Consider the following 14,325-nt stretch of genomic DNA (forward strand, 5'->3'; position numbering starts at 1 on the left):
ACCGAGAACTTCCTGCGGATGACGTTCGGCTTCCCGGCCGAGCCCTACGACCTCGACCCCGACATGGTCAAGGCGCTCGACCTGCTGCTCATCCTGCACGCCGACCACGAGCAGAACTGCTCCACCTCGACCGTGCGGCTCGTGGGCTCCTCGCAGGCGAACCTCTTCGCATCGGTATCGGCCGGCATCAACGCGCTCTTCGGGCCGCTGCACGGCGGGGCGAACCAGTCCGTCCTCGAGATGCTCGACCGGATCAAGGCCGACGGCGGCGACGTCGACGCCTTCGTGAAGAAGGTCAAGAACAAGGAAGACGGCGTGAAGCTCATGGGCTTCGGGCACCGCGTCTACAAGAACTACGACCCGCGCGCGGCGATCATCAAGAAGACCGCCGACACCATCCTGAACAAGGGCGGCGTCCAGGACGAGCTGCTCGAGATCGCCCTCAAGCTCGAGCAGACGGCGCTCGAGGACGACTACTTCGTGGAGCGCAAGCTCTACCCGAACGTCGACTTCTACACCGGCCTCATCTACAAGTCGATGGGCGTCCCGACGCGGATGTTCACCGTCCTGTTCGCCCTCGGCCGCCTGCCGGGGTGGGTCGCGCAGTGGCGCGAGATGATCGAGGACCCGCAGACCAAGATCGGCCGTCCTCGCCAGATCTACGTCGGCGCCACCGAGCGCGACTACGTCGCGATCGGCCAGCGCTGACGTCTCGGTCGCTCCAGGCCGAACAACGAGGCCCGCACCGTGGGACACGGTGCGGGCCTCGTCGCGTCGCCCTGTGGTGGTGGAGGCTCAGCCCGCGAGGGTGATGGTGACCGTCTTGGCCGCCCCGCCCGGGGTGGACTGCCACGCCCAGCCGTCCTCGTCGCGGGTCCGCGTCCACTCCCGGCCCTCGACCCGCACCCGCTCGACCCCGTGGGTGTCCGCCTTGGCCACCGCCCAGGCGCCCACCGCCCAGGCCTGCAGCGCCGAGTCGGCAGTCAGCTCGACGGTCGAGCCCGTGCTCCTGGCGCTGACCCCGAGCTCGGCCTCGAGCTCGGTGACGAGGCTGGCCGGGTCACTGGAGTCGGCAGCGTCGAGACGGCAGCCGAGACCGGCCGGCGAGTGGCCGCTCAGGGCGCTGGCGAGGATCCGACCCTCCTGCTCGTGGTCGGCGTACGCCTCCGGGTAGGCGCTGCGCTGGACCTCCTGCGCGACCTTGGTGATCTCCATCGACTCGTAGCCCTGGACCTTGACGAGGGCGTCGTAGAAGCGGTTCGTCGCATAGACCGGGTCGAGGATCTGCTGCTCAGTGCCCCACCCCTGGGAGGGGCGCTGCTGGAAGAGGCCGATGGAGTCGCGGTCGCCGTAGCGCAGGTTCCGCAGCTTCGACTCCTGGATGGCGGTGGCGATGGCGATCGTCGCCGCCCGCGGCGGCAGGCCTCGCTTGACCGCGAGCGCGGTGATCGTCGCGGCATACCGGGTCTGGGACGGGTCGAAGTCGACGCTGGTGCCGAGGGCCGTCGCCTGGCACCGCGGACCGCCCAGGTTGTGCAGGAAGCCCTGCACCCCGAGGTAGCCGGCCGCGACCAGGCCGAGGGCGAAGAGGGTGAGGACGGCGCGAGTGAGGGCCTTGCGGGTGCGGGACCGCGGGCGGTCCTCGGAGAGGACGAGGCCCCCTCGCCTAGTCGTTGGCATGCAGCGCCGAGTTCAGCACGATGCCGTGGCCGTCGCGCGCCGTGGCCTCGACGGTACCGGTGACCGAGTTGCGCCGGAACAGCAGGCTGTCCTGGCCCGACAGCTCGCGGGCCTTGACGACGGCGCCGTCCGGCAGCGTCACCTTGGTGCCGGCGGTGAGGTAGAGCCCGGCCTCGACCACACAGTCGTCGCCCAGCGCGATGCCCAGGCCGGACTCCGCGCCGAGCAGGCAGCGCTCGCCGATGCTGACGCGCTCCGACCCGCCCCCGGAGAGGGTGCCCATCGTCGAGGCGCCACCGCCGATGTCCGAGCCGTCGCCCACGACCACGCCCTGGCTGATCCGTCCCTCGACCATCGACGTCCCGAGGGTCCCTGCGTTGAAGTTGACGAAGCCCTCGTGCATCACCGTGGTGCCGGCTGCGAGGTGGGCGCCGAGGCGGACCCGGTCGGCGTCGCCGATCCGGACCCCGCTGGGGACGACGTAGTCGACCATGCGGGGGAACTTGTCGATGCTGAGCACCTGGACGGGCCCCCGGGCGCTCAGGCGGGCCCGGGTGAGCTCGAAACCCTCGACGGCGCAGGGGCCCTGGGTGGTCCACACGACATTGGCGAGGACACCGAAGATCCCGTCGAGGTTGAGGGTGTTGGGGGCGGCGAGCCGGTGCGAGAGCAGGTGCAGGCGCAGGTACGCGTCGGGGGCGTCGGAGGGGGCGGAGTCGAGGTCGATGGTGGTGGACACGAGCTCGCGGCGCACGGCGCGGACCTCGTCCTTGCCGACGAGCGCCTCCAGCTCGGAGGGTGCGGAGACGTCGGCCGCCAGCGGACCGAGCGCCGGCTCGGGGTACCACGTGTCGAGGACCACCCCGTCGTCGGTGATGGTCGCGAGTCCGAATCCCGAGGCTGTGCGCTCACTCATGGGGGCCAGCCTAGGCGAGGCGGATGACCGGTCCGAGAACGGCTGGTGGATAGGCTGGCGCGCATGACCACCGCCCCTGCGACCGCGCCCGTCCTCGACCTCTCGGCCGACGTCGTCACCCTGACGGCGGCGCTGTGCGACATCGAGTCGGTCAGCACCAACGAGCAGACCCTCTGCGACGCCATCGAGGCCGCCCTCGCCCCACTGGCCCACCTCGAGCTGACGCGTGTCAACAACTCCTTGGTCGCGCGGACCACCCTCGGTCGCAGCGAGCGGGTCGTGCTGGCGGGCCACATCGACACCGTCCCGCTGACCTCGGCTCCGCCGAACCTGCCGACGGAGCTCCGCGGCGACGAGCTCTGGGGCCGGGGCACCGTCGACATGAAGGGCGGCGTCGCGGTGCAGCTCAAGGTGGCGGCCGCGGTCACCGAGCCGAGCCGGGACCTCACCTTCGTGTTCTACGAGGGCGAGGAGATCGACAGCGAGTTCAACGGCCTGCGGCTGATCCAGGAGCAGCGGCCAGACCTGCTCGAGGCCGACTTCGCGGTCCTCCTCGAGCCCACCGCCGCCCAGGTCGAGGGCGGCTGCAAGGGCACCCTGCGCGCCCACGTCACGGTGCGCGGCGTCGCCGCCCACTCGGCGCGACCGTGGAACGGGCGCAACGCCATCCACGATGCGGGCGAGGTCATCGACCGCCTCACGGCATACCAGCCTCGCACCGTCACCGTCGACGGCCTGGAGTACCGCGAGGCCCTCAACGCCACCGCCATCCGGGGCGGCATCGCCGGCAACGTCATCCCCGACGAGTGCGTCGTCACGGTCAACTACCGGTACGCGCCGGACCTCTCCGAGGCCGAGGCGGCCGCCCATGTCGAGGACCTGTTCGCCGGCTTCGAGGTGGACGTCGTCGACAACGCCGGAGGGGCCCGTCCGGGGCTGGACCTGCCGGCGGCCCGCGCCTTCGTCGACGCGCTCGGCGTCGAGGTCGTGGCCAAGGAGGGCTGGACCGACGTGGCCCGCTTCTCCGAGCTCGGCATCGCCGCGGTCAACTTCGGCCCGGGCGACCCGAACCTCGCCCACCACGACGACGAGCGGTGCCCGGTGGCACAGATGACCGAGGCGGAGGCCGCACTGATGCGCTGGCTCGCGTAACAGACCCGGCGCCACCACCACCGCCACCACCGGCACCACCAGCGCACCCAGCAGCGGCACCCACCACGCAACCAGCGGCGGCACCGACCAGCAGCACCCACACCAGCGGCAGGGAGGACACCATGAGCGAGCTCGACGCTGATCCGGAGGGCGAGTGGGAGTACCACACGGGGCCGGTGACCCTGCGGCGCTCGCGGGTCCCCGGCACGACGACCGACCAGCGGCTGCTGGACAACAAGGGGCGCGCCGACTGGCTGCACACCGACCCGTGGCGGGTCATGCGCATCCAGAGCGAGTTCGTCGAGGGCTTCGGCGCCCTCGCCGAGCTCGGGCCCGCGGTCAGCGTGTTCGGCTCGGCCCGCATCCCGGTCGACAGCCCGCACTACACCCTGGGCCGTGAGGTCGGCCGGGCCCTCGCCAGGGCCGGGTACGCCGTCATCACCGGGGGCGGCCCCGGGGCCATGGAGGCGGCCAACCGCGGCGCGCTCGAGGCCGGCGGGGCCTCGGTCGGCCTGGGCATCGAGCTCCCCTTCGAGGCGGGCCTGAACCCCTACGTCGACCTCGGCGTGAACTTCCGGTACTTCTTCGCACGCAAGACGATGTTCGTGAAGTACGCCCAGGGCTTCATCGTCCTCCCCGGCGGCTTCGGCACCCTCGACGAGCTCTTCGAGGCATTGACCCTGGTGCAGACCCAGAAGGTGACGTCGTTCCCGCTGGTGCTGATCGGGTCGGAGTACTGGAGCGGCCTGTTCCAGTGGCTGACCGGGACCCTCGCGGAGCACGGGACGATCAGTCGCGAGGACCTCGCGCTGCTGCAGCTGACCGACGACGTCGACGAGGCCGTGCGGATCATCATCGACTCCGAGCCCAGCGTCCGGCCGCACCGCCCCGAGTGAGCGCGACGGGATCGCGCCGACCGGCCCGGGCATGCCTGTGTCCCGGTGTGACCCGGCCCGCTCGGCATGCGACGATCAGCGCGTGATCTGGGTCCTGCTCACGGCTGTCGCCGTCCTCCTCGTCGGCGTGGTCGGCGCCATGCTCGCCGGGTGGATCCGTTACGACCCGATGCCTGACCCGGTCACCAGCCAGCCCGACCCCGGTCTGCCCGAGGCGTTCACGGCCCGCGACATCGAGGGAGTCCACTTCGACACCGCGCTGCGCGGCTACCGCATGGACCAGGTCGACCGGGTCCTCGACCGGCTGCAGGACCGCCTCGCGGAGCAGGAGCGCCAGCTCGAGGCCCTGAGGGGCCAGGAGGAAGGCCTGGCCGCCTCGCCGCAGGAGCCCGGCGTCTGACGATGGCACCGTTCACCCTCATCCGCACCTGCCCCGCACACCCCACCACCGTGTGGGGCGTGCTCACCGACTTCGCGGCATACGAGTCGTGGATCCCGCTCACGACCATGCGCGTCGACGACGGCCCGCCGCGGGTGGGCTGGGGGTTCGCCGGCCTCAGCGGCATCGGCCCGCTCCGGTTCTCCGACTCCATGGTGCTCACCCGGTGGGAGCCGCCGACCGGAGACGACGAGGGTCGTGGCGGGTTCGCCGTCCTCAAGACCGGGCGCGTCCTGAGCGGCTGGGCCGACGTGCGCGTCACCGCGGCGCCGGTGGGCAGCACCGTCACCTGGGCCGAGGAGATCACGCTCCGCCCACGTCTGCTCGGGCGTCTCGCCCGGGCCGCCACCGACCGCGTGAGCGGGCCGATGTTCGCACGCGCCCTGGACGCCATGCTCGATGAGGCGGTCGCACGCGAGGGAGAGGCAGCCCGGTGACGGGCGTCGTTGCGGGGCCGGACGGCCTCGCCCGTTGCCCCTGGGCCGGGACCACCGACGACTACCTCGCCTACCACGACACCGAGTGGGGGGTGCCGGTGCGCGGGGAGAGCCCGCTGTTCGAGCGGATCACCCTCGAGGCGTTCCAGTCCGGGCTGTCGTGGCTGACCATCCTGCGCAAGCGGGAGGCGTTCCGCGCCGCGTTCGCCGGCTTCGACCCCGAGCGCGTCGCCGCCTTCGACGACGCGGACCGTGCCCGGCTGATGGCCGATGCCGGCATCGTCCGGAACCGCCTCAAGGTGGAGGCCGCCATCACCAACGCCCGGGCGGTGGTCGCGCTGCGCGACGCAGGCGGCCTCGACGCCGTCTTCTGGTCGTTCGCGCCGGAGTCCCACACCCGGCCCGCCGACGTGTCGCAGCTGCGGGCCACGTCGCCGGAGTCGGTGGCCCTCGCCGCAGCGCTCAAGCGCGCCGGGTTCGTCTTCGTCGGCCCGACGACCATGTATGCCGCGATGCAGGCCTGCGGGGTCGTCGACGACCACATCGACGGCTGTCACCGGGCTGGTGTGCGGTGACCCGGGGACTGGCGGCGCGGGCTGCGGCCGTCTACCTCGCCCTGCGCGCGGTGTCCGCCGTCATCGTCCTCCTCGCGGTCAACGACCAGGTGCCGGTCGAGTCGTGGACCGGCCCCGACGTGGACTACGTCGACATGACCGTGCTGTGGGACGGCAGCTGGTACCGCACCGTCGCCGAGCAGGGCTACCCGCGCGAGCTCCCGCTGGACCCGACCAGCGGGAGGCCGTCGCAGAACGCGTGGGCCTTCTACCCCCTCTACCCGCTGCTGGCTCGGGGTCTCATGGGCGTCACCGGCCTCGGGTTCCCCGCGGTCGCCTCGACGCTGGCGCTGGTGTGCGGGCTCGGCGCCGCCGTGCTGATGGCCGGGCTGCTGGCCGAGCGCGTGGGGCGGCGCGTGGCGCTGGGGGCCGTCGCGGCCTGGGCTGCCTTCCCGTCCGCGGTGTCACTACAGCTGTCGTACACCGAGTCGCTGGCGATGCTCGTGCTGTGCGGGTTCCTCTGGGCGGTGATGCGCCAACGGTGGGCGGTGGCCGCCGGCCTCGCGCTGGTCCTCGGGCTGACCCGCCCCATCGCGCTGCCCCTGCTCGCGGTCGTCGCGGTCGCCCTGGCGGTGCGGTGGCGGCGCCGTCGCGAGTGCCCGGTCTCCGGCGGCGAGTACCTCGCCGGTGCGGGCGCGCTCGTGGCCTGCGCGGTCTCCGGCCTCACCTGGCCGACGATCGCCTGGGCGGTGACGGGATCGCCGACCGCCTACACCGACACCATGGCCGCCTGGCGGGCTGGTGGCGAGATCGTGCCGCTCAAGCCGTGGCTGTGGATGTCCGAGTGGGTGTTCCGCGACTACGAGCTCGCAGGCACCTACGGCCCGGTCGCCCTGGCGGCGGTGGTGACCACGATCGTCGTCATGGTCTGCGGTCCCTGGGCGCGGGCTCTCGGCCCGGAGCTGCGCAGCTGGTGCCTGGCGTACCCGGCCTACCTCGGCCTGGTCCTGGACCCGTTCACCAGCATCTTCCGCTACCTGCTGCCGCTCTTCCCGCTGCTCGTGGTCCTGCTCGGCGGTGGCTGGCCCGACCGCAGGCCACGCTTCCTCGGCTGGCGGACGGGCGTGCTGGTGGCCGCCGGTGTCGTCGGGCAGGCCATCTGGGTCTTCGAGCTCCTCGTCTTCGTGCCGCCCTCGGACTACCCGCCGTGATCGCCGCCCTGCTGACGACCGAGCGGCGCAGCGAGCTCGCTGGCCGGGCCCTGCAGCGACCGGTGCTGTTCCTGCTCGCCTGGTATGCCGCGTCGCGGGTCGTCGTGCTCCTCGCGATGTACGCGGCGGCGTCGTGGTTCCAGACGCCGGCCGGTGTGGGGCACCTCGGCCCGACGGTGAGCGACATCCTCGGGCTCTGGGACGCCGAGTGGTACGCGGAGATCGCCGAGCGCGGGTACCCCCTGCCGCTGCCTGCCGATCCCGACACCGGACGGCTGACGTACAGCGCCTGGGCGTTCTACCCCGGCTTCCCACTGCTCGTGCGCGGCCTGATGCTGACGGGACTGCCGTTCACCGCCGCGGCCGTGGCCCTCAACCTGGTGCTGGGCGGAGTCGCCGTCCTGCTGGTGTGGAAAGCGTTCCGTTTCGCGCTGCACGCCTCGCCGCAGCCGGCCCGAGAGCGGCTCTCCCTCGTGGCCGCCGCCCTCTGGTGCCTCTACCCGGCGACCGGCATCCTCCTGATGCCGTACACGGAGGCGCTCGCGTGCGTCCTCGTCGCGGGCGCCCTGCTCCTGCTGATGCGACGGCAGTACGCCTGGGTGGGGGTGGTCGCGCTGGCCCTGGGCTTCACCCGCGGCGTGGCCCCGGCGCTGGCCTGCTCGGCCCTGGCCCACCTGGTGATCCGGTGGCGCGAGGACCGCGCAGCGGGGGTGCAGCCGCTGCGGGGCCAGCGCACCAGTGCCGCGGTCATGCTGGCCGCCACGGCCGTCTCCGCGGTGGCGTGGCCGGTCTACGTCGGGGTGACCAGCGGCCTGCCGCGGGCGTTCTTCGACGTGCAGGCGGCCTGGGGGCAGCAGCCGGACCGCGGGCCCTTCGTCCTGTGGCTGACCTGGGCGTGGGAGGAGCGCGGCATCGCCGGCGTCGTCGTCATGGTTGGCCTGGTGGCCACCTACGTCGCGCTCATCCTGGGTCGCCACGGCCGCTGGCTGGCCATCGAGCTGCGCACCTGGGCGCTGGCGTACCCGTTCTACCTGCTGGCCGTGGTGCGGCCCATCACCAGCATGTGGCGCTTCCTGCTGCTGGACTTCCCGATCATGGCGCTGTTCGCCAGCGTGGCGATGCGCACCTCGACCGGCGCCTCGGTGGTCCCGCACTGGCGTCGACGCGTGGCCGTCGTGGTCATCGCCCTCACCGTGGGGCTGTTCTGGTTCACCGCCGCACTGCTGACCTACACCCCGTGGGGTGCCAACCCCCCGTGACGCTTCCCCAGGGTCGCGGGGCGGGTCGAGCGCTCAGCGGCCGGTGAAGACGGGCTTCTCCTTGGCCAGGAAGGCGTCCACGGCGGCGTGGTGGTCGGCGCTTGCGCCCGTGAGAGCCATGTACTCGCCCTCGCGGGCGAGCGCGTCGGACAGCGGCGCGGCGGCGCTGTGGGCGATCGCGCGTCGAATGCAGCCGTAGGCGAGGGTCGGGCCCGCGGCCAGCGTCTCGGCCAGCTCGTCGACGGCGGCGTCGAGCTCGTCAGCCGGCAGCACCCGCGTCACCAGCCCGAGGTCGAGGCACTCACCCGAGGGGACGGTGCGCGGCAGCAGCAGCAGCTCCTTGGCCCTCGCCGGGCCGACGAGACGGGGGAGCGACCACGACGAACCGCTGTCGCAGGAGAGGGCGATGCCCGCGAACGCGAGGTTGATCCCGCCCTCCTGCACCATCAGCCGGAAGTCGGCGGCGAACGCAAAGGCCGCGCCCGCGCCGGCAGCGACGCCGTTGATGGCCGCGATGACCGGCTTGGGCATCGTCGCGATCAGCTCGACGATCGGGTTGTAGTGCTCGGGAACGGTGCGGAACAGCTCGTCCGCGGCGCCCTTCAGCAGGCCGACGTGCTCGCGCAGGTCCTGCCCGACGCAGAACGCCCGCCCCGACCCGGTGAGGACGACGCAGCGGACCTCGGGGTCCTCGGCCACCGACCGCAGGGTCTGCAGCAGCAGGTCCTTGGTGGCAACGTCGAGGGAGTTCATGGCGTCGGGCCGGTTCAGCCGGACCGTCGCGACACCACTCGGTGAGGTCTCGAGGAGGACTGGGGGCTCTGCGGGTGCCTCGGGCGTGGGGATCGCGTCGGTCATGGCCCCCATCATTCCTATAGTGGGTACGTGCCACACCAGAGCCGCGGGCATGAGATCCGCCACGTCCAGCCGGCGGCCACGACCCGGCACCTTCCGCCCGAGTCGCCCCTGCTGCGCAGGATCCGCGAGGCGGTCATCGGCGACGACCAGGTCATGCAGACCCCCTACGGCCCGCGACGGGTGACGTACGCCGACTACACCGCCAGCGGCCGCGCCCTGTCCTTCATCGAGGACTTCATCCGTGACGAGGTCCTGCCCCGGTACGCCAACACGCACACGGAGTCCTCGGGCACCGGGCTGCAGACGACCCGGCTCCGCGAGGACGCCCGCGCCACCATCAACGAGGCGGTCGGGGGCGACGACGAGACGGTCGTCATCTTCGCCGGGTCGGGCTGCACCGGCGCCATCGACAAGCTGGTGGGCATGCTGGGGCTGCGCGTCCCCTCGACCCTGGAGGACCAGCACCACGTCACCGCGCACATCCCCGCCGACCAGCGGCCCGTGGTCTTCATCGGGCCCTACGAGCACCACAGCAACGAGCTGGTCTGGCGCGAGTCCATCGCCGACGTGGTCGTGATCCCGCAGGACCACGACGGGCACATCGACCTCGACAGGCTGCGCGAGGAGCTCGAGCGACACCGGGAGAGACCGCTGAAGATCGGCTCCTTCTCGGCCGCCAGCAACGTCACCGGAATCGTCAGCGACACCGGCGCCATCGCCACTCTCCTCCACGAGCACGGTGCCCTGTCCTTCTGGGACTTCGCCGCCGCCGGCCCCTACGTCGAGATCGAGATGTACGGCCCCGCGGGGGCCGGCCCCGCGGCATACAAGGACGCGATCTTCCTGAGCCCGCACAAGTTCATCGGGGGCCCGGCCACCCCCGGCGTGCTCGTCATGCGCCGCGCGCTGGCGACCAACCGGGTCCCGGACGTCCCCGGTGGGGGCACGGTCGCCTTCGTCAACAAGGACGAGCACCGCTACCTCGACGACGTGGCCCACCGTGAGGAGGGCGGCACCCCGGCCATCATCGAGTCGATCAGGGCCGGGCTCGTCTTCCAGCTCAAGCAGGCCGTAGGGGTCGAGGTGATCCGGGCCCGGGAGGAGCACTTCCTGAGACGGGCCGTGGAGGCGTGGCGGGAGGAACCGGCCATCGAGATCCTTGGCAACCTCGATGCCGACCGGCTGTCGATCGTCTCGTTCGTGATCCGTGCGCCGGGGGACCGGGCTCGGTTCCTGCACCACAACTTCGTGGTTGCGGTCCTCAACGACCTGTTCGGGATCCAGTCCCGGGGCGGCTGCTCGTGCGCCGGTCCCTACGGCCACTACCTGCTGGGCATCGACCCCGAGCGCAGCCATGAGCTCGACCGCGAGATCGGCCACGGCTGCGAGGGAATCAAACCCGGCTGGGTGCGGGTGAACTTCAACTACTTCATCTCCGAGCCGGTGCTCGACTACATCGTCGAGGCGGTCCGCCTGGTCGCCCGCGACGGCTGGCGGCTTCTCGGCGACTACCGCTTCGACCCCGCCACGGGGCGCTGGCACCACCGGCGCGGGCCGGTCGAGCCCCCGCTGCGGTTGGGCCAGGTCGGCTACGACGCCGACGGCGAGCTGGTCTACCCGCGGCAGCACGACCGCGCCCCGGAGTCGGCGCTGCAGGGCTACCTGCGCGAGGCCGAGCAGATCCTGCGCGCGGCAACGCCCTGCGACGGGGACGCCGAGGTCAACGCCGACTTCGACCACCTGCGGTGGTTCGAGCTGCCGCCTGCCAGCCTGTCAGGCCCGTGAGGCCTGCGCCCCCGCGGCGGGGTTTCCCGAGAGCCACTGGTCGACCCAGGCACTCGCCTGCGGCATGAGCTCGGCCGCCTGGCGGTCGAACAGCGCGGCGGCCTCCCGACCGGGCCAGTGCGGCGGGAGCACCTCGTCGGGCAGGCCGGGGTCGGTGAAGAGGAACAGCCTCCAGGCGTGCACGAGTGCGGAGCGCGCCGCGAAGGCGCCGCGAGGGTCGGTGGGCGAGCCCGCCTCTCGAGCCGCGTCCGCAAAGCGCTGGTATGCCGCGGCCAGGCCCTCGAGGTCCCAGACCTGGCCCACGAGGGCTCGGGCCTGCCCTTGGTGCTGAGCCCGGAACGCGTGGCGGGCCACGCCGGCCCGCGCGAGGACGGCCGGCAGCTCCGGGCTCTCGCGCGGGGCGACCCAGGTGTCCGCGGCGAGGTGGCCGTAGCCGAGGTACCCCAGGGACTGCGCGAGCCGCGCGCGGGCGTTGCGGTCGGCGATCCGGTCGACGGTCACGATGTGCCAGTGGCCGTCCCACTCCCGGGCCTCGGTGCGGTAGATCCGGGCGTGGGCCTGGGCGAGGCGGTCGCGGGCCTGCGCGGTCGCGGCATACCCGCGCACGTCGCGCTCGACGGGCTCCAGCCAGCCCTCGCGCACCACTCTCGAGACGGCCGTGCGCACCGCCGGGGCGCTGATGTCGAGGGTGCCGAGCAGGCCGACGACCGCGGAGATGGGCGCCCAGCCACCACGAGCGAGCAGGTGGTCGCCGTAGAGGTCGAAGAGAGCCGAGCGTGCGTGCACGGAAGCCAGTCTGGCGGAAGACGGAGGGGCGGATTTCACTGTCGACGAACTTCCCGCGATAATGAGTGTCAAATCTGGCGCGGTCGGGATGCGAAGACACTGGCGTGGACCCGCGCGCTCATCACCAGATCCACGCCCACTGGAAGGGGAAACCCGATGGCGGCGATGAAGCCGAGGACCGGAGATGGCCCGCTCGAGGTCACCAAGGAAGGTCGCGGGATCGTTCTGCGCATGCCCCTCGAGGGCGGTGGGCGTCTCGTCGTCGAGATGACCCCGGACGAGGCGAAGGAGCTCGGGGCCGCCATCGACGGCTGCGAGGGCCTCTCCTGACCTGGACTCCACGCTCTGTGAGCGACGACCCCCGCCGGCACCAGCCGGCGGGGGTCGACTCGTTTCCGGGGCCAGAGCCGTGGCGCTGTGCCCGGGACCCTGCCACCGCCGCCACGCTGGGTAGGCTCGGCGCGTGCCTGACGCCCTCCCCACCGCCCCTTCCGCCCCCGACCTGCTCTCGCCGGCGACCAGCGAGTGGCTGACCTCAGACCGGCCGCTCGCCGACGTGCTGGCCGACGCCGACCCCACCCAGCTCGTCCTGGCGGTCTCGGTCGGCGAGGGTGGCATCACCGCGGGCACGGCTGCGGAGGCGGTCGCGCTGCTCGGCCTGGACCCGGAGTCCGTCTCCGCCGCCTATGAGCCGCAGACCGAGCCCGGTGCCCTGACGACGATCCCCCTGGTGCCGGGGGAGCGGGGTGCCCGCAGCCTGATCCTCGTCGGGATCGGCGACGGCTCGCCCGACGACCTTCGGCAGGCAGGCGCAGCGCTCGGGCGCGCCGCCCGCGGCCGCGGCCACCTCGTGGCATCGGTCGCATGGGGCGAGGACGGGCCCGCCCCGGAGCCGGTGGCGGCCTTCGTCGAGGGGTGCGCCCTCGGCGGTTACACCCCGCCGCGGTGGAGCGCGAAGGACCCCGCCGCCGGCACCGCTCCCGTGGCGACGGTCACCCTCCTCGGGGTGCCGGACCCCGAGCCGGTGCGCCGGGCGGCCATCCGCGCGCGGGCGACCATGGTGGCCCGCAGCCTGGGCGTCACGCCCTCGAACGTCAAGAACCCCGCCTGGGTCGCCGCCCAGGCCCGCACCCTCGGCCGCCGCACCGGGCTGAAGGTGTCGGTATGGTCCGACGCGGCCCTGCGGCGCGAGGGATTCGGCGGCCTGCTCGCGGTGGGAGGCGGGTCCGCCACCCCGCCGCGGCTCGTGCAGCTCGACTGGGAGCCGCCGGGCGCGACCTCGTCGACACCACGGGTCGTCCTCGTCGGCAAGGGCATCACCTTCGACACCGGCGGCCTGGACATCAAGCCCGCCGAGGGCATGCTCGCCATGAAGACCGACATGTCAGGTTCGGCGATCGTCCTCGCGGTGCTGGCGGCATGTCGCGACCTCGGTGTCGGGGTGCGGGTCACCGGGCTGCTGCCCCTGGCTGAGAACGCCGTCGGTGCCGCGTCCTACCGCCCCGGTGATGTCATCACCCAGTACGGCGGGCGCACCGTCGAGATCGGCAACACCGACGCGGAGGGCAGGATCGTCCTCGCCGACGCCCTCGCCTACGCCGACGAGCACCTCGATCCCGACATCCTGCTCGACATCGCCACCCTCACCGGGGCGGCCCGGGTCGCCTTCGGGCGCAGCATGGCGCCCGTCTACGCGACCGACGGAGGGCTCAGCGACGAGCTCGTCGCTGCGGGGGAACGCGCCGGGGAGACGCTCTGGCCACTGCCGCTGGTGGCCGACTACCGGCCCCTGCTCGACAGCGACGTCGCCGACATCAACCACATCGCGGGATCGAAGGGCGGCGCGGGCTCGATCACGGCAGCCTTGTTCCTGCGCGAGTTCGCCGGCACACGACGGTGGGCGCACCTCGACATCGCGGGCACCGGCCGCTCCGATGTCGATCGCGGACTGCTGAGCAAGGGAGCCACAGGCTTCGGTGCCCGGCTGCTGCTGACCTGGCTGGAGGAGATGCGATGAACGCCGGATACGGCCTGACCGTTCGCTGGTCGCTCGAGGACGCCGCAGAGGGAGTCGAGGAGCGCCTGCGGGAGTACGTCATCGGAACCTCGATGGCGAAGTTCATGTTCCTCGACGGACTGGCCTTCAAGACGTGGCGGATGCGCGAGGGGCACTGGTTCGAGGGGACCTACGTCTTCGACGAGGCCGTCTACCGCGACGACTTCCGGGAGGAGTTCGTGGCGGGCGCGGCCGAGTCGGCCGGCAGCCGCATCATCGGCTCGTCGCCGACGACGATCGAGGCGTTCGAGGTGGTGGCGATCGCCGAGGGGCCCGCCGGCTTCCGCCGCGGGCCC

Annotated in this window: 16 protein-coding genes; 12 read left to right on the forward strand and 4 right to left on the reverse strand. The window is 72.5% G+C overall.

All coding sequences use genetic code 11. From position 1 onward, the window contains the following. Nucleotides 1–708, forward strand: a 708-nt coding sequence (locus VIB11_RS02240) for a citrate/2-methylcitrate synthase (protein ID WP_332027958.1), incomplete at its 5' end; no start/stop codon positions are given. Between the two features lie 87 nt (nucleotides 709–795). On the opposite strand, the gene VIB11_RS02245 is transcribed toward VIB11_RS02240, so the two are convergent. Both VIB11_RS02245 and dapD read right to left on the reverse strand, forming a co-directional pair. Next, nucleotides 796–1,680 (reverse strand): hypothetical protein, encoded by an 885-nt coding sequence (locus VIB11_RS02245; protein ID WP_332027960.1) that lies wholly within the window; start codon nucleotides 1,678–1,680, stop codon nucleotides 796–798. Then, nucleotides 1,667–2,596, reverse strand: coding sequence for a 2,3,4,5-tetrahydropyridine-2,6-dicarboxylate N-succinyltransferase (dapD, locus tag VIB11_RS02250; protein WP_332027962.1), 930 nt, complete (start codon nucleotides 2,594–2,596; stop codon nucleotides 1,667–1,669). Before dapD ends, VIB11_RS02245 begins: the two co-directional genes overlap by 14 nt. A 63-nt stretch (nucleotides 2,597–2,659) precedes the next feature. Here dapD and dapE point away from each other — a divergent pair, with 63 nt between their 5' ends. The 7 genes from dapE (at nucleotide 2,660) to VIB11_RS02285 (ending at nucleotide 8,544) form a co-directional block, all read left to right on the forward strand. Further along, entirely contained in the window at nucleotides 2,660–3,748 is a 1,089-nt protein-coding gene (gene dapE / locus VIB11_RS02255; RefSeq protein WP_332027964.1) for a succinyl-diaminopimelate desuccinylase, read from the forward strand. Between the two features lie 122 nt (nucleotides 3,749–3,870). Then, a complete protein-coding gene (locus VIB11_RS02260; protein ID WP_332027966.1) occupies nucleotides 3,871–4,644 on the forward strand; it encodes a TIGR00730 family Rossman fold protein in 774 nt (257 codons plus the stop codon). A gap of 82 nt (nucleotides 4,645–4,726) precedes the next feature. Beyond that, the gene (locus VIB11_RS02265; protein ID WP_332027968.1) at nucleotides 4,727–5,044 is read left to right on the forward strand and encodes a DivIVA domain-containing protein; all 318 of its coding nucleotides are present in this window, start codon (nucleotides 4,727–4,729) and stop codon (nucleotides 5,042–5,044) included. Nucleotides 5,045–5,046: 2 nt separating this feature from the next. Next, entirely contained in the window at nucleotides 5,047–5,520 is a 474-nt protein-coding gene (locus VIB11_RS02270; RefSeq protein WP_332027970.1) for an SRPBCC family protein, read from the forward strand. After that, nucleotides 5,517–6,095, forward strand: a complete 579-nt coding sequence (locus VIB11_RS02275; RefSeq protein ID WP_332027972.1) for a DNA-3-methyladenine glycosylase I — start codon at nucleotides 5,517–5,519, stop codon at nucleotides 6,093–6,095. Before VIB11_RS02270 ends, VIB11_RS02275 begins: the two co-directional genes overlap by 4 nt. Further along, nucleotides 6,092–7,285, forward strand: coding sequence for a hypothetical protein (locus VIB11_RS02280; protein ID WP_332027974.1), 1,194 nt, complete (start codon nucleotides 6,092–6,094; stop codon nucleotides 7,283–7,285). The genes VIB11_RS02275 and VIB11_RS02280 overlap by 4 nt, the downstream gene beginning before the upstream one ends. After that, a complete protein-coding gene (locus tag VIB11_RS02285) occupies nucleotides 7,282–8,544 on the forward strand; it encodes a hypothetical protein (RefSeq protein WP_332027976.1) in 1,263 nt (420 codons plus the stop codon). Before VIB11_RS02280 ends, VIB11_RS02285 begins: the two co-directional genes overlap by 4 nt. A gap of 33 nt (nucleotides 8,545–8,577) precedes the next feature. On the opposite strand, the gene VIB11_RS02290 is transcribed toward VIB11_RS02285, so the two are convergent. After that, a complete protein-coding gene (locus VIB11_RS02290; protein WP_332027978.1) occupies nucleotides 8,578–9,402 on the reverse strand; it encodes an enoyl-CoA hydratase-related protein in 825 nt (274 codons plus the stop codon). A gap of 27 nt (nucleotides 9,403–9,429) precedes the next feature. Between VIB11_RS02290 and VIB11_RS02295 the strand changes: the two genes are divergently transcribed. Beyond that, nucleotides 9,430–11,187, forward strand: coding sequence for an aminotransferase class V-fold PLP-dependent enzyme (locus tag VIB11_RS02295; RefSeq protein ID WP_332027980.1), 1,758 nt, complete (start codon nucleotides 9,430–9,432; stop codon nucleotides 11,185–11,187). On the opposite strand, the gene VIB11_RS02300 is transcribed toward VIB11_RS02295, so the two are convergent. Continuing rightward, nucleotides 11,176–11,973, reverse strand: coding sequence for a PaaX family transcriptional regulator C-terminal domain-containing protein (locus tag VIB11_RS02300; RefSeq protein ID WP_332027982.1), 798 nt, complete (start codon nucleotides 11,971–11,973; stop codon nucleotides 11,176–11,178). The genes VIB11_RS02295 and VIB11_RS02300 overlap by 12 nt on opposite strands. Nucleotides 11,974–12,129: 156 nt before the next feature. On the opposite strand from VIB11_RS02300, the gene VIB11_RS02305 reads away from it, so the two are divergent. From VIB11_RS02305 to VIB11_RS02315, 3 genes are all read left to right on the forward strand, one after another. After that, entirely contained in the window at nucleotides 12,130–12,303 is a 174-nt protein-coding gene (locus tag VIB11_RS02305) for a DUF3117 domain-containing protein (protein WP_332027983.1), read from the forward strand. 133 nt (nucleotides 12,304–12,436) lie between these two features. Beyond that, entirely contained in the window at nucleotides 12,437–13,990 is a 1,554-nt protein-coding gene (locus VIB11_RS02310) for a leucyl aminopeptidase family protein (RefSeq protein WP_332027985.1), read from the forward strand. Then, nucleotides 13,987–14,325: hypothetical protein (locus tag VIB11_RS02315; protein WP_332027987.1), on the forward strand; the 339-nt coding region annotated here is incomplete at its 3' end. The genes VIB11_RS02310 and VIB11_RS02315, both read left to right, overlap by 4 nt.

The organism is Pedococcus sp. (assembly GCF_036554925.1).
In the GTDB taxonomy this organism is placed as follows: domain Bacteria; phylum Actinomycetota; class Actinomycetes; order Actinomycetales; family Dermatophilaceae; genus Pedococcus_A.